The sequence below is a fragment of the Acinetobacter sp. ANC 4558 genome (assembly GCF_002135375.1).
Lineage (GTDB): Bacteria > Pseudomonadota > Gammaproteobacteria > Pseudomonadales > Moraxellaceae > Acinetobacter.
In genome coordinates this window covers 312,668-333,998 of the sequence record NZ_NEGH01000003.1, presented here as the reverse complement: position 1 = coordinate 333,998, position 21,331 = coordinate 312,668, and the positions used below count along the sequence as shown (strand labels likewise).

Genomic DNA, 21,331 nt, shown 5'->3' with positions numbered 1-21,331 from the left:
AAATGGGATTGAAATTGAAGAGTGTTTAATGGTCATTGGTCGTGGCTATTATCAAATTCATAACTGTAAAGATGGTGATACAGCCATTGAAGGGATTGAAGGCACATCGGTCAGTATCTATGATCCAAATAAATCTATTACTGGCAATGAAACTATTTATCGAACAGGTACTGCATTTACTTCAGCACCTCGCGCTGTCAGAAAATCAGATGCCATTAATGGACAGTCTTTGGTCAAGCCAAATGATTTAAGTCTTGAATCTAAAGCCCTCTATTTCATGACAGGTGGTGTGATTCGAAATACAGCAAATATCGATTTCACTCAGTCGTTTAAAGTCGGTGATGGTATCGCAATTACAGGCGCAGGATTTGGGATTAATGATGCTATTTTATCAGGTACTGCAGTATTAACACCGAGCTTTCAAGTCATTGTACAAAGCCCATTAGATATTGAAGCCTTTGCAGGATATAAAGGACTGCTTTTGAATGGCGCTTCATTTGAATACATCGTAGAAGAAATAATTGTTGATCCTGAAACAGGAGAATCAACAACAGTTGTTAAAGATCGTTTATTTCGTGATGTCTCTGGACAGTATGAAGTAAGTCGGGTCACACGCACATTGAGCCAAGATATTTACACCTATACGATCCAACTGGTGAATGCTAAGCAAGTGAACTTTAATTGGAATGATGTTGTAGAAGATCAAACAGTTAATGCAGGGATTACCCTGAATTTGAATGCAGATTCAATGACTTTAGATGGAATCTATTCAATCAGTGCGATTAGTTCAGCTCAAATCACTCTAGCGAATGCCAGTACCGTCAATGCGGAATGGTTGAAATTACCAAACATGTTTAATGGTAGCACTCAAGGTAAGTCAACCAATGTTGAACTTGAGATTGTGGCCAACAAGTGGGTGGGATGGTTTAACATTGAATTTGAGCAAGCAACACAAGCAGTTTTTAATGTCTATGCGCCACAAGGCATGTATGCAACAACAGATTCAGGGGGTGAGCGTCAAGCAGGTTGTACCGTCACAGTACAAATTCAAATGCTAGATGAGAATAAAAGACCTTATGGGCCAATCATTAATCATGACTGGAGCATATGGGCTCAAACCAAATCAAGTTTTGGTCGCACTTATCGTTACAACTTACCAGATAAAGGAAGCTTTCGTTTTCGTCTTGCTAAGACCTATGCCAAGGAAAATAACCGACCTGTTACAGAAGTGAAGATTAAGAGTGTATATGCCACCTATGCTTCACAGAAGCGTAATTACCCCGATGTTACTGTGGTTCGATTAAAAACCACGGCAACGGATGGTGCTTTGTCCGTCAAAGATCGAAAGTTAAATTGCTTAGTTACACGTAGACTTCGTGTGGATGGAACAGGGGCGTATGTTGCAACGCGTGATGCAGGACAAGCCCTAATTAACATGGCATTAGATCAATACATTGGTCGGCGTTCTGCGTCTGAGCTTGATATTGTTCAGATCAAAGCTGAAATTCAAAAGGTTAAAAACTATTTTGGGTCGGATGCTGCAACAGAATTTAATTACACCTTTGATGATGACAATCTGAGTTTTGAAGAACAGGCAGGCATGATTGCTTCAGCATGTTTTTGTGAAACACACCGTTATGGCAATAAACTTCGTTGGAAGTTTGAAGGGCCACAAGATCATTCTGTCTTGTTGTTTAATCACCGCAATAAGGTACCGGGTAGTGAGAAACGGACGATTAATATCGGCATCAATAAAGACTATGACGGTGTAGAACTTGAATACACTTCACCTGATGATGACATACGCACCACTTATTCCATTCCTGAAAATGGTTCGGCACGTAATCCGATGAAAATTACAACATCGGGTATTCGTAATCATGCTGTGGCTAAAACCAGGGCATGGCGAGAATGGAATAAGTTGCAGTATCAGAGTGTTAGTTGTGAATTCACTGCTTTGGATGAGTCTAATTTATTGATCAGAAATGATCGTATTTTAGTGGCTGACAATAGAAAGCTCAGAACCCAAGACGGGCAAGTTGAAGATGTGAGTGGTTTGACCTTAACACTCTCTCAAGATGTTGAATTAAAACCAAAGACAACATATTTCATATGTCTGCAGATGGATAGTGGCACGGTTGATATGATCAGTTGTGTGATGGGGAATAACCCTAATGAGGTTATTTTAAGTCGTGCACCATTGAAGCAACTGGTTGTGGATGAAGATCGATCTATCACGACTACTTATTTGATTGTCGAGGAACAAGATGCAAAGAAACAAGCATTTCTACTCACCGAACTCAGTCCAAATGATGAGCTGACGAATAATCTCACCTGTATCAATTACGATGCACGTTATTACGAAAAAGATCATTCATTTATCTAAGATTTAAACCGAATCAGGCACTCGAAAGAGTGCTTTTTTTATGCCTGGGGAAAAGCATGGCGATTATTACGATAGAAAAGCTTGAGAATGCTGATAAAGATGCGGACTCATTAGATGATTTTGTCAGTGGCAATGGCAAGAAAAAGGTAAAAACAAGACGTGGAGCTGAATATTTAACAGCACCAGGTGTTGAGCAAACATTGCTAGATAATGGGCTAAAGCGAGGTTTCGCTAATAAAGCTGCACTTGATAAATACAAGCCAAGCATTGAAGGTAGTCTTGCACAGGACATGGAAACCAAAAAGGTATGGCTGTGGGATGGCGCTAAGTGGAATGACACTGGGGCAAGTGATAAGGATTTGGCAAATCAATATACAGATGAAAAATCACTGCAGTTAAATAAAAAAATTAGCGATATTCAAACATTTGATTTTCATACTCAAGTAAGTGCGAATCAGGATAGTTGGCAAGGGCTTGATGCTATTGGGAATGTTTTAATTGCAGTAGATGCTGAAGGAAACTTCCAGCAAAACTACCATTATGATTTTCATATCAAACCTGAAAGTCCGTCATTTCAAATTGTAGATCGGAACTTAAACCTAATATTTGGAAATAGTGACTTATATTTACGAGACTTTTTCACTAAAAAAAATGAAATAGCATTCATTACGGTTGATCAAAATCTCAATATTCTTAACTCAAATAATCAGCAAGATACTGATCTAGATTTTTCCGAATTAAATTATAGTGCATTAAATCCGAATGCCTTAAAAAACAAAGAGCCATATTTAAATTATAGCAAGTTATGTGTACAGCAAGATTTTACAGATGATCTCTATATTAAAGATTCATTTGAAATCTTTAAGAAGCATACCGACGTTTATGATTTCTACGATGTATTAAAAGCACAACATCCTGATCGTGTATCTAGTGAAGTACTGGGATATGACGGTTTAAATAATGAAATTCGTCAATACTCATACACCCCCAAGTTGTTTGAAGATGATGGGACAAATGGTTGGACTAGTGCGGAGATGCAGCCAATTAAATTGGTTGTGACAACGGGTGTGCATGGGATTGAAAGAGATTCAGTACTGCAGTTTGCAGTATTGTTTAACGAAATTTTAAATCGTTCAAATGAAATTGAAGAAGCATCATTTTTAAGCCAATTTAGAATTGTCATCGTACCCATGATTTGCCCGAACGGTTATGACGCAAATACTCGAAATAATCATAACGGTGTAAATATTAATAGAAATGCCCCTGCAGGGTGGAGTAAATGGGCAAATGGGGAAGCAGGTCAAAAACCATTGGATCAACCTGAAACACAGGTTGCTTGCAGCCTACCGCAATTACATTCTGATGCCTCAGTATTTGTGGATTTCCATAACTACAACGCAGGAATCTATCGCTCAGGCTGGTATGGGACATCGAAGCTTGAAACGTTGAATGTTGTAAAGCGAATTGCAATGAAAATCCAAGCATCGATTCAAAAAGACTTTAATTACTTAAAGAAGAATCCAATCAGAATAGCAAAAAATACAGGTGGTACAACATGCTTAGATTGGCAGGAAACCTCTAAGAAAAAGGGCTATTTGTTTGAAACACCTCTATTTGGTGGGACTCGTCCACTATATGAAAATCGTCAATATGGTCTATTTGTGATCCGCACCGCACTTACAGAAATTATGAAACACGAGATTGGAGCTTAAATAATGCGTACTATTCAAAAATTATCAAATGTTGCTGTTGGAGCAACTTCGCTGGGTAAAGTTGAAATAACGAAAGTGGGTCAAGCGATTGCTCACATTCCCGAATTTAAAGCTTATTATGATGCTGAGTACTATACGCCAAATGCAAAAGAAATTTTAAATATGGCTAAAGGTACAATGTCTGAATTGCCTAACGGATTTATATCTGTAGTTAATGAAAAAGGGGAAAAAGCTCTTGAACGGATCTATGCAGGGAATAGTGTTTTTTATCCTGGAGATTTCGACATTGATCCAAACAATTTTACTTTCTTTGTTGTTTTGGATCATTATTTTGAAGCATCGCCAAGTGCTGCACGACATTTTAGATTTATTAGAAAGGTGATGGCAGATAGCTTATCTTCTATACATATTTCAATTGATAATGCAGGACCAAATGTCCGTATGCGCGGAAACTCAGAAGCAGATAATAATACGATTTTATCTGCAAATTATGGCACTTTACAAAATCCCGCTCCAAAACCATCTTTATTAGTTATTTCATACTCTAAAGGTATTGCAAAAATTCGAGTAAATGGAGCTCAAACAACAGGTGCTATGATTACACCACTAACTGGTTTAAAAGCAGGTGAGTGGGATTGGTTTAGAAACATGAATGGTAAGATATATGCATGGGGTGGTCTAAATATTGATTTAGCAGCGCCCGAGAATACAGAATACTTAAAGCAATTAGAAAGTTACTATAAGTCTAAATTTGCTATTCCATAACGCCCAACAAAGCTCAATCAACCTCGTTCTTTAATTAGAACGGGGTTTTTTATTACCAAAAATTAGGAAAAATATGGAACCAGTCTCTACAGGTAGTCTTACTGCCTTCTTAAAATTTTATGGCGCAGCGCTTGCAGTCACACTTGCTATCGCACTTGTGGCAACTGTTGTCATTATGATGAGATTTCCACGCTCACCTCAAGAATGGGCAGTGGGTTTGATTTGTACCATCGTTTCGAGTCTAGGAGGTGGAGCATTCATCATTGTTCGTTGGGGGTTGCATGAGTGGGTCACTGATATTTGGGGAATGATAGCCCTTGGGGGCTTTTTTTTCGTCTGCGGTTTACCAGGTTGGGCAATTGTACGGTGGACATTTAATTTTATTGACCGACAGGAAGGTAAAACCATTGTTGAAGTCATTAAAGAAGTTAAAAAAGCCAAAAAAGATATTCAAGGGTAATCCCTACTAATCTTATCAATGCCGCCACTAGGCGGCTTTTTTATATCAAAAGGAAAGTAAAATGAATATTGATCAATCACAACAAATTGCCCAGGCATATTCATGGCTTCGTGCTATATCTGGTGGAAAATTAACACAAGCGCAAGTAGATGCAGGTGATGTGATTATTGCAGCAAATGGACTTGAAGTATTTTCTAACCTAATAGGCTTTAAGCTTAATACTACTGTCACAGGCTTACGTGATATCTCGGAAAAAGGATATGCACTTATTCGTGAGTTTGAAGGCTTCCGAGCAAACGCATACTTAGATTCGGCAGGTATTTGGACGATTGGTTTTGGCACAATCAAAATTAATGGGAAACCCGTTAAAAAAGGAGATACATGCACCAAGGAACAAGCGGAACAATGGTTAAAGCTTGATTGTCTTTGGGTTGATGCGTGTTTAGATAAGTACATTACGATTGTTGTGACACAAAACCAATTCGATGCTTTAGCTTCTCTTGTTTACAATATTGGCGAGACTGCATTTAAGAGTAGTACTTTATTAACTAAATTAAATGCAGGTGATTTCAAAGCAGCAGCAGATAACTTTGATCGTTGGGTCAATGCAGGGGGCAAACGACTACAAGGCTTAGTGAATCGTCGTGCTAAAGAGAAGGAGTTATTTTTAAAATGAATTGGTACCTACTGTGGAAATATAAATACTGGATCGCAATCGCGGTCCTTTCTTTTATCTGCTTTGGTCAACTGGCTTATACCAATCATTTGAGTGGTGAACTGATTAAGGCAGAAGTTAAATACAAAACCGAAGTTGCCGAAGCTAAAGCCTTAACTGAACAAGCCAAAGCCGAAGCGAGATCCAAAGAAAAAGAATGGTCCGACAAACTTTTAGAAGCAGAGAAATATCACAATGCCAAAATGCAAGAAATCATTATTGATGTTAATCATGCTAAGTCCACTATTAATAGCATGTCAAAGCAACTCGATACAGCCACAAAGCGTATGTCCACAGCTTCCAAAGAAACCATTATTGAGTACGCCCATACCAATAGCGACATACTCCAAGAATGCATTGGACAATATCAATACGTGGCAGAACAAGCTGACAAACACGCAGCTGATGCACGGCGATTAAGTGATGCATGGCCTGAGTAAACAAAAGCCCTTAAATGAGGGCTTTTGAATATTAATAGCTATTAAAAATTATAACGAATACCTAAAGAGTAATCATTTGAATGTAATTTAACTTTAGTATCGAAGTTCCCATCTGGTACGTAGTTATTAAATTTAAACTTACCAGCATCTACATATTTATAGCTTAGATCAAGGGCAACATTATCTGTAACATTGTAAGCAATACCAACTCCAGCTGACCATGTGAAGTGAGTATCTGTAGAAGAGACGGAATCATTAACGGAAATTTCTGTCTGCTTGTTTTTTACTCTAGTAGCACCAATGCCTAAGCCCACATAAGGTGTAAATTTAGATGTATTTTTAAAATCATAATAACCATTAACCATTAAGGACTGGCTTCTTAGTGCATTATTGAATAATACAAATCCATCAGGAGCTTTTCCACTAAAGACATTGCTTCCAACTCGTGCAGTCACATTGTCTATTGTTGGTGAGAATGTCTCTTTATCCTTGTAAGTATATTCTAATTCAGCACGAGCATTAATTTTACTAATTTTACTAAAATCAAAACCTACTGCAGCTGAGATATTAGGGTATATAGATTTCGTCTGATCATTATTTTTAGCTTCAAGACTTAAAACTCCTCCATCAAAAACTCTTTTATCTTCACTATTTTTGTATTTAGTATCACTAATCCCGGCTTTTAGTGATGCATAAATACCATTATTTGCATTAGCCAATCCTGAAAATGATAATAAAATAGCTGATGTTAAGAAAAGGTGTTTCATGATTTTTCCTGATTAAATAATTAAATATTAATGTAATATTAATTAATTAAAAAATAAATTAATTTCTGATTAATAAGCAATTTTTTTTAAAATGAATATTTGTTTTAAATAACACAATTATATTTTATTGATAGATTTGTCATATTAATAAATATACTTCAATTTAATTTAGTCAAGGAACTTCTATAAAAGTATCAACTAATATCAATGTGCTGTGTAGGTTATATTAGTGATAAACGATTACAAGGTTAAGTTAATCGTAGAGCTAAAGAGAAGTGGGCTTAAAGTAATATTAAATCAAGACAGTAGTGTATTTTTTACAGAATTAGAAATATGATTCTAATACATTTATTGTGGCGAACTATATAAGCGCTAATAAGCACTTATATAGTTTACTGAATATTTATAATATATATTAGTGAGATGTATCTATGAAGTCTGTCACCAGATTGGTGTTAGTAAAAAGATGATCGAGAATTGAAAAATGATCTTCATTATCAATTATTGATGTCTCAAGCTGCCAATGCTCACTAGCTAAAACTGATTGAGCAATAAATTCAGGTAATTCATTACCACCTACACAAATAAATATATTTTTTTCCAATGATGAAAAGGTTAAACCAGGACTTAAATTCAAATAATCAAGTTGATTAATAAATAATTTTTCATCTGGAACCGTTTCAATAAGTGGCTCAAGATAATATAAACCACTTATTGCAACAATCGATTGAACTAAAGGGTGTTGATGGGACAAAATGGCTAAATGCGCACCAGCAGAATGACCAATCAAACATACAGGCTTAACTAGATTTTCATCAAGTGTTAGAAAGTCTAGAGCACTTTGAATTGATTCATTAATCTTATCAATTTTGTATTCTGGAGATAATGGATATCCCACCATATATACGTCGAAATCTTTATTAATGAGAGTTTCAGCAATGTAACTATAATCATTTTTACCACCTGCCTGCCAAAATCCGCCATGTATAAAGATAATACTACCCTTAGATGTCCCTTTTGCGCGGAATTTATCTATTTTTTGCCGATCATGTATTCCATAACTAAATGTTTCGTAATTATTTTTAAATTCAAAAATTTGACTTTTCTGTTGAAAGTTATTCAATATTTCTACAAAGTTTTCAAATGCTATTTTGTGATTGTAGTGACCAGTTAAGTTTTCATTTAAATCCATTTTAATACCTTCAGATGATCTAGAGTTGCGTAAAGTAATTTTGCTGATTCTGGGAGAGTTTAAGATTGACTATTTGGGACAGATTTTAATTGGAATGCTGATCGTTTATCGTTAACAAATATAATTGCAACCATCGCTATTATTGCTGGTATACAAATAGCTAAGAAGTAATACTCATAGCTTAAATTTAAAACAAGTATCCATCCGATTAAAATAGGTCCAAGGATTGCCCCAAGTCGACCAAAACCTAAGGCCCAACCAATTCCTGTAGTGCGAATATTTGAGGGATAATATTTTGTCATATAGGATGAAATGATGATTTGTGCACCGATAGAGGCCATCCCAGAGCAAGCAATTAAGATATAAAGAGCAATGATAGGGAGTTTAAATGTCATCAAATATAGGGAAATAGCACCTAATAAAAAAATAGTAATCAAAATATATTTTATATTATATCTATCAGCTAAAAATCCTCCTAAGATTGCACCTATCATTCCCCCGATATTTAAAGCAAAAAGAAAATATAAGCTTTTAGATAAATTATATCCTGCTTCAATCATAAGTTTAGGCAACCAACTTCCTAAGGCGTAAACCATTAGTAATGTCATGAAAATAGAAAGCCAAAACATGAGAGTACTAATTAAGCGTCCTTGGCTAAAGAGCTCAGAAACAGGGCTGTTCATTTTGTGGTTAATAGGCGTGTTGAGTATATATTGATGATAATCTTGATATTTATATTGAGGAGATATTTTCTGTAAATACTTTATAACATCACTTCTTTTTCCTTGCCTAACAAGCGACTCAATCGATTCTGGTAAGAATTTGTAAATAGGTATTAAAACTAAAAGAGGAACGCCAGCAATAAAAAATATAATTTGCCAACCATACATTGGAATAAGTGCTGAACCCAGTACAGCACCAAACATTCCTCCAATAGCATAGCCGCTGAACATTAGTGTAACAAAGAAACTTTTAACTTTTTTAGGTGCAAATTCGCCTACATGCGCAATCACATTTGGCATAACACCGCCAATACCTAGACCGGCAATAAATCGATAAATTGAGAACTCAATTGGGTTATCAGAAAAACCACACAGCATTGTAAAAAAACTAAATAACATAATGCAAATTATAATAATTTTTTTGCGAGTTACTCCTTTATGCTCGTATTTATCAGCAAGACTCCCAAAAAGAAAAGCACCGAACATCATTCCAACTAAAGCAACACTCCCAATAATACCTGCTGTAATTGAATCTATGGACCACTCTTGCATTAAGAGGGGTAATGCAACCCCATAAACAACTAAGTCATATCCATCAAAGATAATGATTAACGTGCAAAAAAAAATTAAAGACCAATGAAATTTATTCATTGGCGCTTCATCCACTATTTGACTTACATTTATCATATTCATTATATAAAATCCGTATTCCCTGTCATTAATCTTCATTCAAAAAACAGCAGCATCTATTTAATTTATCTTTAATTCCAGTAAATTAGATCATCAAGCGATAATAGTTTTTACTAATTTTTGACTTGTTTATGATTGAACGTCAAATTACTGAAATTATAGATTAACTACTAGTAATCCAAACTTAAAAGCATATCCCTATGGAGGGCTTGCTTGAATCAAGATAAAAGCATTAAATAAATTTTAGCCCTTAATGTTAAGGTCAGGCTATTTGATTTAAATATCCATATTTTCCTTTTTTTTATCCAAAATAATGTAGAAATGAAATATTTATACTTAGAATTTATTGATAGGCCATAATGAGGGAAAAGAATGACAGACGTTGTTCAGTTTAGGATTGCATACAAGCTCACAACTGACATAACAGTTATTAACATCAATGAGTGCATAGATCTTATTTTTATGTTTCATTATCTAAAATTCTTAATGACACGAGTGACAACACCCCAAATCACAAGTTCCTGACCATCCGTTAGGTGGATATCGGAAAATTCAGGATTCTCAGCTTTTAGCCAATATGTGCCACTTTCAATCATCAACCGCTTGACCGTGAAATCATTATCAAGGAGTGCAATGACAATATCACGGTGTTTTGCTTCTAAGCTTCGATCAACAATGAGTTCATCATTAATATCAATTCCAATGCCTAGCATAGACTGAGAATTAACACGTACAATAAAAGTCGCTTCAGCATTTCGAATTAAATGTTCATTTAAGTCTAATGTTTTATCAACGTAATCTTGAGCAGGAGATGGAAAGCCAGCAGCTACACGCTCATGAGCTAACTGTATTTGAACATGAGTCACTGGATCAACTTGACGAATATCAGATATATCGTCATGTCTTGATGTTTTCTTTAGATAGTTTTTAATTTCAACAATGCGCGACTCTGGAACTCTGAGCACCTTTGTTGGTTCATTGTAAATAAACTTTCTACCAGCGCCTTCGCGCTTTCCACCGTGATTATTTGACATATCATTTATTCGATAAAGTTACTCAATCAAATAGTATATGCTGGTTAAAATAAATTCAAATTTAAATGTTGTGGATAGTTTTTATGAAGTACTAGTAACATTGTTCATGGGAATTGTAAAATTTAGTCTTTCCACCCACTCACAATATCAGCCTCTATTAAGATTACTTCTTATTCGATTCTATTTTTAAATTACCATAATATTCAAATCAAGCTTGCATCATCTTTCTATATTTTAGGTACTTGTTTCCATTAGATGCACGGCGATTAAGTGAAGGGTGCTTGAATAAAACTGATGGTACCTTTATTAGTGAGGGTACCAATAAAAATGTAGACTGATTTGTAGACTGTTGAATTATAAATACAGACTGTTGTTGCTACTTAATGCGAAGTATTGGAAAATATATATACATTTATAAACAATGACTTATATTTATATACAGCCAATACAATTAAATGCAAAGTTAATATCACAGAATTAAGCGTTCTAAGTGATGAGGAATAAAAATAATACTCAATCGGGAAAAAATATATTCTGTGGTAGGGTAATGATTTAGTCTGGTTTTCCACCAAATGCTTTGAACATATGAAAATAGGAAGGTTGAGAAATATAAAGTTCATTTTTAAGGTGTATTTCGTCATAATTTTCTTGTATAAGTCAAAAAAGCCTGTATCATGAAAAATAAGTATAACAATTAAATTTTTGTAACCCAGAATCTTTTTTTCGTTGTCATCCATCTTCGTTTTTTAGATTTATTCCGTTTCAAATTTTGGATTGATTACTTAATTTTAAAAACTTTATTTGGAAATACATATGTCAAATATTTTAACTGGTACAGTTAAATGGTTTAACGAAACTAAAGGTTTTGGATTTATCGCTGTAGATAATGGTCCAGACGTTTTCGCTCACTATAGCGAAATTCAAACAAGTGGTTTTAAAGTGCTTAACGAAGGTCAACGTGTTCAGTTTGAAGTTGTTGATGGTAAGCGCGGTCCACAAGCAAGCGCAATTCGTCCACTATAAGTTGGATGAAAAGTTCATATAAGATTTGATTTTATATGAACAAAAAGAAGAGCTTTTGCTCTTCTTTTTTTATATGGGTAACTATTTAATAACTAATAATCCCAGTCTATCAGTTGTAATGTTGAAATGCCTGCTTCTGATGAAATTTCTAAGATTTTAGCCTGATGCTCTCGCCAATCTCCGAGTACAATTCTTTTCTTTTGATTGATTTGATGTATTTCAGGTCGATGTGTATGTCCATGAATGAGTAAATCAATGTTATCCATTACCTCAAACACAGCTCGTTGATTGACATCCATAATGTCATAGGCTTTAAGTTCTTTAGATTGAATACTTTTTTTACGAAATCCATTAACTAATTTTTTACGAAATGACAGCGGGGTTTTACGTAATATCGCAATTAGGAGAGGGTTTCTAATAATTTTTCTAAACCGCTGATAGGAAATGTCGTCTGTACATAATGCATCACCATGTTCAAGTCGAATGGTGGTTGAGCCAATATGAAGGTTGTAAATATCGGGCAGTAAATGTCCTGAAAATTGATTTAAAAAAGTCTGATTTAAAGCAAAATCACGATTACCCACTTGAAAATAAACTTGATTCCCAGCTTTGGTAAATATTCTTAAATGTTCAATAATTTCATCTAGCCAAGCTGCTGTATAGTCATCACCAATCCATGCATTAAACCAGTCTCCAAGGATATAAAGATGTGTGTTTTTATGCTGATAGCTATTTAATAGCTTTAAAAATCCTCGAATGAGTTGAGGATGTTCAGGCGATAAATGTAAGTCTGAGATAAACAGATAGGTCACAGCGCTCGTCCTTTATAAATCTTTAATACTTCCCCTAATCAATTAGAGGAAGTCGATCCATTTACTCTTTTTTATAAAGTCATACTTTATTCGTTCTAAATGGCAAAGAGAGTCGCTTTTATTCCGAAATAATTTTTGCAGATTCAATCACTACGTTTTCTAAAGGGACATCTGCATGATAACCACGGTTACCTGTACGAACGCCTTTAATTGCTTCTACAACATCTAAACCTTCTACCACTTTGCCAAATACTGCATAGCCCCAACCTTGAGCAGTTTTGCCAGTATGGTTTAAGAAAGAGTTGTTTTTAACGTTAATGAAGAATTGTGCAGAAGCTGAATGAGGTGCTTGAGTACGTGCCATCGCAATCGTACCCTCATCATTGCTTAGACCGTTATCTGCTTCATTTTCAATTGCATCACGCGTTGCTTTTTCTTTGAAGTTTTCATCCATACCGCCGCCTTGAACCATAAAGCTATCAATAACGCGGTGGAAAATTACGCCATCATAGAAACCGTCACGAACGTATTCTAAGAAGTTAGCAACAGTAATAGGTGCTTTTTCGCTGTTAAGCTCAAGAACAATACGACCTTTATTGGTGTTTAATTCAACTTGAGGAAAACTCATTGTGTAATCTCCTGATCATGGACATCAAAGCCATGGGTTTTATGGTTGTGAGAAGAATAAGCAAACTGTAAACTACAAGGCAAGTAAAAACGTTATTTTCTTTGTTAAAATTGAAGAAATGCGTTTTAATTGTCCTAAATATTAATTTGAAAGTGATTTTACTACTATGAAGTCAAATGATGTTGTTTCATCCCTGCCAAACCATCCGACAACCAATAATAATGTCTCTGTCGACGCCGTGCAGCAAGAACAACAACCAGGCTTAGACTTTATTCGCCAAGTGATAACAGATGATTTGGCTGCGGGTCGTACTCAAAAAGTGATTACACGATTCCCACCAGAGCCAAATGGTTATTTACATATTGGTCACGTTAAAGCTATTTGTTTAAACTTCGGTATTGCAAAAGAATTTGAAGGTTTATGTAATCTGCGCTTTGATGATACAAACCCTGATGCAGAAGAACAAGAATATGTTGATGGTATTGCCAATGATGTTCAATGGCTTGGTTTTAACTGGGATGGCGCTCCTCGTTATGCGTCAAGCTATTTTGATCAACTTCATGCATGGGCGATTCAATTAATTCAACAAGGTGATGCTTATGTAGATTTGCAATCTCCTGAAGAAATTAAACTGAATCGTGGTAATTTTAAGGAATTTGGTAAAAATTCACCGTATCGTGAAGCTTCAGTTGAAGAGAATCTTAAAAATTTTGAAGCAATGAATAGTGGCGGTTTGGGCGAAGGCAAGGCTGTACTACGTGCGAAAATAGATATGGCTTCACCGAATGTGCATATGCGTGACCCAATTTTATATCGTGTATTGCATTCAGTGCATCATCAAACAGGTGATCAATGGAAAATGTACCCAATGTATGATTATGCCCATCCATTGTCAGATGCAATTGAAGGGATTACACATTCATTATGTACTTTAGAGTTCCAAGATCATCGTCCATTTTATGATTGGGTTATTGAAAAAGTTAAATCTAATTCAGTTCCTCATCAGTATGAATCTAGTCGCTTAAATATTGACTATACCATTACATCTAAGCGTAAACTTCGTCGCTTGGTTGAGGGTGGTTTTGTTCAGGGATGGAATGATCCACGTATGCCTACAGTCGTTGGCATGCGTCGCCGTGGATTCACGCCAGAAGGTTTAAGAGATTTCTGTAAACGCGTCGGTGTGTCTAAGTCTGATGGTATTGTTGATGTCGCAATGCTTGAATATTGTATTCGTCAGTCTCTAGAAAATACAGCATCACGTGGCATGGCAGTACTGAATCCGCTTAAAGTCACGCTGACGAATTTACCTGAAGCACTTGATTTAACTCATGCACGTCACCCAAATGTTGATATGGGAGAGCGTGTAATTCCATTAACATCTGAAATATATATTGATCGTAAGGATTTTGAAGAAATTCCACCAAAAGGATTTAAGCGTTTGACCGTAGATGGAGAAGTTCGTTTACGTCATGCTTATGTGATTAAATGCGATGAAATTATTAAAGATGCTCAAGGTGAAATCATTGAATTAAAGTGCTCAATTGATCCTGATACTTTAGGAAAAAACCCTGAAGGGCGTAAAGTGAAAGGTGTGATCCATTGGGTTTCTGCTGTTAGTGGTGTACCTGCTGAAGTTCGTATATATGATCGTTTATTTACAGAATCTGACCCTGAAGTTGGGGAAGATTTTCTTGATAATTTAAATCCAGAATCTCTTAAAATTGTGCAAGCAATTGTTGAGCCTGCACTTGCATCTGCAAAACCTGAGGATCGTTTTCAGTTTGAACGTGAAGGATATTTTGTTGCAGATCAGTATGATCATTCACCAGAAAAACTCGTGTTTAATCGTATTTTGGATTTAAAGGATAGTTTTAAACCTGCGAAATAGCATTAACTGAAATATAGGGTTTATTTAAAAAGACATCATTCATTTAATGATGTCTTTTTTATGAATTTAAATTTCTAATTGATACATAAAGTTTTGAATAAGACGTTGCGCAGAAGACGCCAGTATTGGTGCATATTCTAAATTTTCGGCACGTAATTTTGGAATATCTATCTCAGCCTGACGCAATTCAACAGTATGTCCAATTAACCACTTTTCCATACGTTGTGTTTCGACTTCCAGATGAAACTGTAAAGCTAGAATATTTTTTCCAACGTGAAAAGCTTGATTGGGGTAAACGTAGGAGCTTGCCAGTAAAGTGGCATTTTCTGGTAAATGAAAAGTATCACCATGCCAGTGTAATACAGAAATATCAGTTAATGTTGATAGTAGATTATTTTCCGTCGGTAGAATTTTAAGTGCAGACCAACCAATTTCTTTTGCATGACCGGTATAAACTTGAGCACCTAGGGCATGTGCAATCAGTTGTGCCCCTAAACAAATTCCTAAAGTTGGCAGATTATTTTTTAAACGTACTTTAAGTAAGTCTATTTCATTTTGTAGGAATGGATAATCATGTGTTTCATAAACACCGATCGGTCCACCTAAAATAATGGTTAATCCATTGTGTTGGTAGGCTTGAGTTAAATCATCTACACCGGCTTCAAAATAACGAACACGAAAACCCAGCTGATAAAAAGTATCTTCTAAAGTACCTAAATCTTCAAAAGCTGAATGTTGTACAGCATATATCGTATCGGGTAAATTTATTGCGTTATGCATGATGAAAAGATCTCTATAATTTGTAATGATTGTACTGGTTTTTACTTTTCTATTTTATATTTATTCAATAGTATGTTATCTATTTATTGTTTATTTTTAATAATGTGATTTTATATATGCTTTATTAAATCAAAACAAGGATGGTATTGAAAATAATAAAAGAAATCGTGGAGTCAATCATGGAAAATAAAAAATATATTGTCATGGTATCGGTGGCAAGTCTATTTGTCTTAAATGGATGTAATGATCAATCTAATCGAGGTGGTATAAAAGTATCTTCTCAGCTTGAAGTCGATAACAATCCATATAGTTGTACAGCACAAACGAGTAATGGTTCAAATGTGGTGGTTGGTTCAGATCAGCAAGGTGATCCTGCATTTCCAGAACCTGCTTCTGGTTATAGGACAGGAATAAAAGCACAATACTCAGATAAATATATGGTGGTTGCTAATACACCTTTAGCAACGAAAGCAGGATGTGATGTATTAAAAGCTGGTGGTTCAGCTGTAGATGCAGCAATTGCTGTACAGGCCGTTCTAGGTTTGGTTGAACCGCAATCAAGTACGATTGCGGGGAGTGCATTTATGGTGTACTACGATGCTAAAACAAAAAAAGTAACGGCATATGATGGTCGTGAAACTGCACCAGCAGCTGCAACAGAGTATTATCTAATTCGACAAAATCAAGCTGATATAAATTCAGTTGAGCCTGCGCCTAATGCACGACGTAGTGGTCGTTCTATTGGTGTGCCAGGAGTAATGAAAATGTTTGATCTTGCGCATAAAGAATATGGGAAATTAGCTTGGAATCAATTATTTAAAGAAAGTATTTCGTTGGCATCTAATGGATTTAAAGTTCCTGGGCGGTTGGCTGATGCAATTCAAGGCAGTGCTCCATTTTTAAAATTAGATAAAGAAGCCACACAGACATTTTTTAAAGCAGATGGCACAGCATATCAAGTGGGTGAAACATTAAAAAATGCAGCGTATGCCGCAAGTATTCAGAAAATTGCACAGCAAGGTGTTCAGGCAATGTATTCTGGTGAAATGGCAAATAATATTGTCAAGAAAGCAGGGCAAACCGTGGGGGATGATGAAGCAAGAACCCCGATGACACCAAGTTTAATGACCGTACAAGACTTACAAAATTATAAAGCGATTAAAAGAGAACCAGTATGTACAACATATCGCAATCAATACTATGTCTGTACGATGCCACCACCATCTTCTGGAGGAGTTGCAGTGGCGCAGACTTTGGGTATTTTAGAAAATTTTGACTTGGCTACATTAAAGCCACAACAAATGGAAAATAATGGAGGGATTCCACAAGCTGCAGCGGTACATTTAATTTCTGAAGCGGAACGTTTGGCTTATGCTGATCGAGATAAATATGTTGCAGATACAGATTTTGTAGCTTTGCCAGCAAATGGTATTCCAAGTTTAATAAATAAAGACTATTTGAAACAACGAGCAGCACTGATACAAACTAATAAAAGTATGGGCGTTGCACAGGCAGGGAATTTTAATATAAGTGCTGGAAAAGATAAAACAGTTGAATTTGGAACAACCCAATTTACCATTGTAGATGCATATGGAAATATTGCTTCTGTTACTTCTACTGTTGAGTCTAGTATGGGATCTTTTCACATGGTTGATGGTTTTTTGCTGTCAAATCAATTGACTGACTTTTCAGCTCAACCAGTAGATAGTACTGGTTTAGCCATTGCAAATCGTATACAACCCAATAAACGACCAAGAAGTACAATGGCACCAACAATTGTATTTAACGGTACAAAAGCAGGAGATTTCTTTGCTGCGACTGGCTCACCAGGTGGTGGAACAATTATTCAATTTGTTGTCAAAACCTTAATTGGCATGATGGACTGGAACTTAGATGCTCAGCAGGCCACAGCCATGATGAATTTTGGTGCAACGAATAGTGTTATGACCAATATTGATAGCTCAAATACAACATTAAATTTAACTGGATTGATTCAAAATTTAGAATCTAAAGGGCATATCATTAATTTTGGTGCTCAAACCAGTGGTGTTGCAACCATTATGAAGAATGCACAGCATCAGTTGAATGCTAAATATGTCGCAGGCGTAGATCCGCGTAGAGAAGGGCTTGCTTTAGGGGATAGAAAATAAATTCAATTTATTTAAAGTAGATTGTGCGTTTTATTGAGCATAAAAGTTTAGCTAAAATAACTAGCAAATCTTAATTAAAGCAGAGATCAGATAAACGGATCTCTGCTTCATTATTTTATGGGTTAGATTGGATTAAAAGAAACCTGCAGGTTGTGTTGAATAGCTCACCAGTAAGTTTTTAGTTTGTTGGTAATGATCTAACATCATTTTATGGTTTTCACGACCAATACCAGACTTTTTATATCCACCAAATGCAGCATGTGCAGGATAAATATGATAACAATTTGTCCAGACACGACCAGCTTGAATAGCACGACCAGCACGATATGAAGTATGTGCAGAGCGTGACCAAACACCAGCGCCTAAACCATAAATAGTGTCATTGGCAATTTTGATGGCATCATCAAAGTCTTTAAAGGTTGTTACAGATAAAACAGGTCCGAAAATTTCCTCTTGGAAAATTTTCATGTTGTTATTTCCTTTAAAAATAGTCGGTTCAATATAGAAACCTGTACCAACTTCATGGCGTTCACCACCACCTGTAAGGATTTGAGCACCTTCAGCACGACCTGTTGCAATACAGCCAAGAATTTTATCTTGTTGCTCTTGCGATGCCTGAGCACCAATCATTGTGGTTGTATCGAGTGGATGACCTGTTTTAATTCGTTTAACACGTTCTACAGCTTTTTCCAAGAAGCGATCTGCAATACTTTCTTGAATTAAAGCACGAGATGGGCATGTGCAAACTTCACCTTGGTTTAGTGCAAACATTGCAAAACCTTCGAGTGCTTTATCTACAAACTCATCATTTTGATCTAAGATATCTTCAAAGAAAATATTAGGCGATTTACCGCCTAACTCTAAAGTGACAGGAATGATATTTTCAGTCGCATATTGCATAATTTGCTGACCAACTGCTGTTGAGCCAGTAAAGGCAATTTTAGCAATACGCGGATTTGTTGCTAGAGGACGTCCAACTTCTATACCGTAGCCATTGACAATATTCAAAACACCAGGCGGTAGTATATCTTGAATTAATTCAGCCAATACCAAAATACTTGTAGGAGTTTGTTCTGCAGGTTTAAGGACAATACAGTTTCCTGCTGCAAGTGCTGGTGCTAATTTCCAAGCAGCCATTAAAATTGGAAAATTCCAAGGAATGATTTGTCCGACAACACCTAAAGGTTCGTGAAAATGATAAGCAATGGTGTCTTTGTCAATTTCAGAAATACCACCTTCTTGACTACGAATACAGCCTGCAAAATAGCGGAAATGGTCAATACATAATGGAATATCTGCAGCTAAGGTTTCACGAATTGGTTTACCATTTTCCCATGTTTCTGCAACAGCGAGTAATTCAAGATTTTCTTCTAAACGATCTGCAATTTTAAGGAGAATATTTGAACGAATCGTTGGTGATGATGTATTCCACTGCGCTTTTGCGGCATGTGCTGCATCAAGCGCAAGTTCAATATCTTCTACAGTTGAGCGAGGTACACGAGTAAAGACCTCACCATTGACTGGAGAGAGATTATCAAAATATTCGCCTTTTACGGGCGCGACCCATTTGCCACCAATAAAGTTTTCATATTGTTTTTTAAAATGAACTTTTGCACCATCTGTATTTGGATCTGCGTAACGCATGATACTTCCCTCTAAATTAATTTTTCCTTTGTATAAATGAGCTTAGTAGAGATAAGGTTGGAAAAAGGTTGGTCAGTGAATCATTGAAAAATATAGACACTCAAATTGAGTAAGTTGAGTGGAAATTAATGATGAAATATTATAATTTAATTGGACAATTAGATGAAAAATAGGGTAAGTTACTCTGACTATAACGCATTCAGAGCTAAAAATAACGACAAAAATTGAATGTAAATTTCATATGGCTGACTGTAAAAAGCAGGATTAAAACCATGATAGGACATCGAAATTTAATTAAAATTCGTCAAAAAATTGAACGATTACGTGAGGGGAGTAGCCGTTCTGCACATCATGCATATCAAATTAGTCAAAGTATTGTAAGTTCTTGGGAAAGATCAAGTTCGGCAAATATTCCAGTTGAAAGAACATGTGCGCCTTTAGTTAAAATAGATAAAGGTCAATCTAATTTGTTAGCAAAAGCACTTGTTTTATGTCAAGACGAATTGGGGCATATCGCAGCACAATCTTCAATGGTTGTTGCAGTTGGTGATATGGGAAGTACAATTTTATGGACTGCATCTAGTAAGAAAATGCAAAGTGCTGCTGAAAATGCAAACTTTATTGAAGGTGGACAATGGAGTGAAAATACAGTCGGTACGAATGCTTTGGCATTGACCTTAAAAACGCAAAAATCGACCTGCGTATTTTCTAATGAACATTATCTTGAATCTATTCAAGATTGGGTATGCTATGCCGCACCAATCATTGATCCGTTTTCAAAACAAATCTTGGGTGTCATTGATTTATCAACAACATGGAAAAATCATAATAGTTTAGGACTGCTCGCTGTAGAACGCTGTGCATCTATTTTACAAAATAGTTTATTGGAAAGTCATCGACAATATTTACATCTTCGAACCTTTAATACACCGCAAGTTTTACTCAATGGAAGAGTTGTTGAACTCACACCTCGTCAAATAGAAATTGTCTGTATTTTGGCATTGTGCCCTCAAGGGGTTAATTTAGAAAACTTACATCAGGCCTTATATGGTGATCGCCCTGTGAGTATGGGAACATTGAAAGCCGAAATGTCTCAATTAAAAGATATTTTTGGACTGCATCTCACCTCAAGACCTTATAAATTTCAAATTGATATAGATGCAGATTTTATGCAGGTGGAGAAAGCCTTAGATGCAGGGTACATTGAAACTGCTCTAAAGCTGTGCCGAGGCGTTTTTTTGGTCAAAACTGAAAGTCCTTTTTTATGTGCCTGGCGTGATTGTTTGGAGTCTCGTTTAAGCGAAGCGATCTTTAATTCAAATAATAGTGATATCTTATTACAACATTTGTCTCACTCACCTGATGCAGTGGATGCTGTAGAACGACTCATGGAGCTTATTCCACAACATCATTTAGCACATCAAAATTTACTTAAATATCAAAAGTTATGAGTCAATAGGAAAAGATTTTTGTTCAAAGATTAATGGTTTAGCCTTATTAGGCTAAAGAGATGATCTGTA

General features: G+C 35.8%; 18 protein-coding genes. 10 read left to right on the top strand and 8 right to left on the bottom strand.

Annotation, left to right across the window (positions count from 1 at the left end; genetic code table 11):
• The 6 genes from B9T31_RS06140 to B9T31_RS06115 all read left to right on the top strand — a co-directional run.
• The coding region (locus B9T31_RS06140) for a host specificity factor TipJ family phage tail protein (protein WP_171264702.1) at nucleotides 1-2,386 on the top strand (2,386 nt) is incomplete at its 5' end.
• A 56-nt stretch (nucleotides 2,387-2,442) separates the two neighbouring features.
• Nucleotides 2,443-4,098 (top strand): M14 family metallopeptidase, encoded by a 1,656-nt coding sequence (locus tag B9T31_RS06135; protein ID WP_086181071.1) that lies wholly within the window; start codon nucleotides 2,443-2,445, stop codon nucleotides 4,096-4,098.
• Between the two features lie 3 nt (nucleotides 4,099-4,101).
• Nucleotides 4,102-4,863, top strand: a complete 762-nt coding sequence (locus B9T31_RS06130) for a hypothetical protein (protein ID WP_086181070.1) — start codon at nucleotides 4,102-4,104, stop codon at nucleotides 4,861-4,863.
• A 73-nt stretch (nucleotides 4,864-4,936) separates the two neighbouring features.
• A complete protein-coding gene (locus tag B9T31_RS06125; protein ID WP_086181069.1) occupies nucleotides 4,937-5,323 on the top strand; it encodes a hypothetical protein in 387 nt (128 codons plus the stop codon).
• Between the two features lie 61 nt (nucleotides 5,324-5,384).
• On the top strand, nucleotides 5,385-5,999 hold the full coding sequence (locus B9T31_RS06120) for a lysozyme (protein ID WP_086181068.1): 615 nt from the start codon (nucleotides 5,385-5,387) through the stop codon (nucleotides 5,997-5,999).
• Nucleotides 5,996-6,478, top strand: a complete 483-nt coding sequence (locus tag B9T31_RS06115) for a hypothetical protein (RefSeq protein WP_086181067.1) — start codon at nucleotides 5,996-5,998, stop codon at nucleotides 6,476-6,478. The genes B9T31_RS06120 and B9T31_RS06115 overlap by 4 nt, the downstream gene beginning before the upstream one ends.
• A gap of 41 nt (nucleotides 6,479-6,519) precedes the next feature.
• Here B9T31_RS06115 and B9T31_RS06110 read toward each other — a convergent pair whose 3' ends face one another.
• The 4 genes from B9T31_RS06110 to B9T31_RS06090 form a co-directional block, all read right to left on the bottom strand.
• Nucleotides 6,520-7,245, bottom strand: coding sequence for an outer membrane protein (locus B9T31_RS06110; RefSeq protein ID WP_086181066.1), 726 nt, complete (start codon nucleotides 7,243-7,245; stop codon nucleotides 6,520-6,522).
• A gap of 415 nt (nucleotides 7,246-7,660) precedes the next feature.
• Entirely contained in the window at nucleotides 7,661-8,437 is a 777-nt protein-coding gene (locus B9T31_RS06105) for an alpha/beta hydrolase (protein ID WP_086181065.1), read from the bottom strand.
• Between the two features lie 59 nt (nucleotides 8,438-8,496).
• Nucleotides 8,497-9,852, bottom strand: a complete 1,356-nt coding sequence (locus B9T31_RS06100) for an MFS transporter (RefSeq protein ID WP_086181064.1) — start codon at nucleotides 9,850-9,852, stop codon at nucleotides 8,497-8,499.
• 467 nt (nucleotides 9,853-10,319) lie between these two features.
• Nucleotides 10,320-10,883, bottom strand: a complete 564-nt coding sequence (locus B9T31_RS06090) for a LexA family protein (RefSeq protein ID WP_086181063.1) — start codon at nucleotides 10,881-10,883, stop codon at nucleotides 10,320-10,322.
• Between the two features lie 813 nt (nucleotides 10,884-11,696).
• On the opposite strand from B9T31_RS06090, the gene B9T31_RS06085 reads away from it, so the two are divergent.
• Complete coding sequence (locus B9T31_RS06085) at nucleotides 11,697-11,906, top strand: cold-shock protein (RefSeq protein WP_054582050.1); 210 nt, start codon at nucleotides 11,697-11,699, stop codon at nucleotides 11,904-11,906.
• Nucleotides 11,907-11,998: 92 nt separating this feature from the next.
• Here the strand turns inward: B9T31_RS06085 and B9T31_RS06080 are convergent, their stop codons facing one another.
• Both B9T31_RS06080 and B9T31_RS06075 read right to left on the bottom strand, forming a co-directional pair.
• Entirely contained in the window at nucleotides 11,999-12,718 is a 720-nt protein-coding gene (locus tag B9T31_RS06080) for a UDP-2,3-diacylglucosamine diphosphatase (protein ID WP_086181062.1), read from the bottom strand.
• Between the two features lie 118 nt (nucleotides 12,719-12,836).
• On the bottom strand, nucleotides 12,837-13,346 hold the full coding sequence (locus tag B9T31_RS06075) for a peptidylprolyl isomerase (RefSeq protein WP_086181061.1): 510 nt from the start codon (nucleotides 13,344-13,346) through the stop codon (nucleotides 12,837-12,839).
• 166 nt (nucleotides 13,347-13,512) lie between these two features.
• Here B9T31_RS06075 and B9T31_RS06070 point away from each other — a divergent pair, with 166 nt between their 5' ends.
• Complete coding sequence (locus B9T31_RS06070; RefSeq protein WP_086181060.1) at nucleotides 13,513-15,237, top strand: glutamine--tRNA ligase/YqeY domain fusion protein; 1,725 nt, start codon at nucleotides 13,513-13,515, stop codon at nucleotides 15,235-15,237.
• 66 nt (nucleotides 15,238-15,303) lie between these two features.
• Here B9T31_RS06070 and B9T31_RS06065 read toward each other — a convergent pair whose 3' ends face one another.
• The gene (locus B9T31_RS06065) at nucleotides 15,304-16,017 is read right to left on the bottom strand and encodes a glutamine amidotransferase (RefSeq protein ID WP_086181059.1); all 714 of its coding nucleotides are present in this window, start codon (nucleotides 16,015-16,017) and stop codon (nucleotides 15,304-15,306) included.
• 179 nt (nucleotides 16,018-16,196) lie between these two features.
• On the opposite strand from B9T31_RS06065, the gene B9T31_RS06060 reads away from it, so the two are divergent.
• Nucleotides 16,197-18,167, top strand: a complete 1,971-nt coding sequence (locus tag B9T31_RS06060; protein ID WP_086181058.1) for a gamma-glutamyltransferase family protein — start codon at nucleotides 16,197-16,199, stop codon at nucleotides 18,165-18,167.
• A gap of 132 nt (nucleotides 18,168-18,299) precedes the next feature.
• Here B9T31_RS06060 and B9T31_RS06055 read toward each other — a convergent pair whose 3' ends face one another.
• Complete coding sequence (locus B9T31_RS06055) at nucleotides 18,300-19,811, bottom strand: aldehyde dehydrogenase family protein (RefSeq protein ID WP_086181057.1); 1,512 nt, start codon at nucleotides 19,809-19,811, stop codon at nucleotides 18,300-18,302.
• A 272-nt stretch (nucleotides 19,812-20,083) separates the two neighbouring features.
• Here B9T31_RS06055 and B9T31_RS06050 point away from each other — a divergent pair, with 272 nt between their 5' ends.
• Nucleotides 20,084-21,262 carry a transcriptional regulator gene (locus B9T31_RS06050; RefSeq protein WP_086181056.1) on the top strand — a complete coding sequence of 393 codons (1,179 nt, stop codon included), beginning with the start codon at nucleotides 20,084-20,086 and terminating at the stop codon, nucleotides 21,260-21,262.
• Nucleotides 21,263-21,331 lie beyond the last annotated feature (69 nt).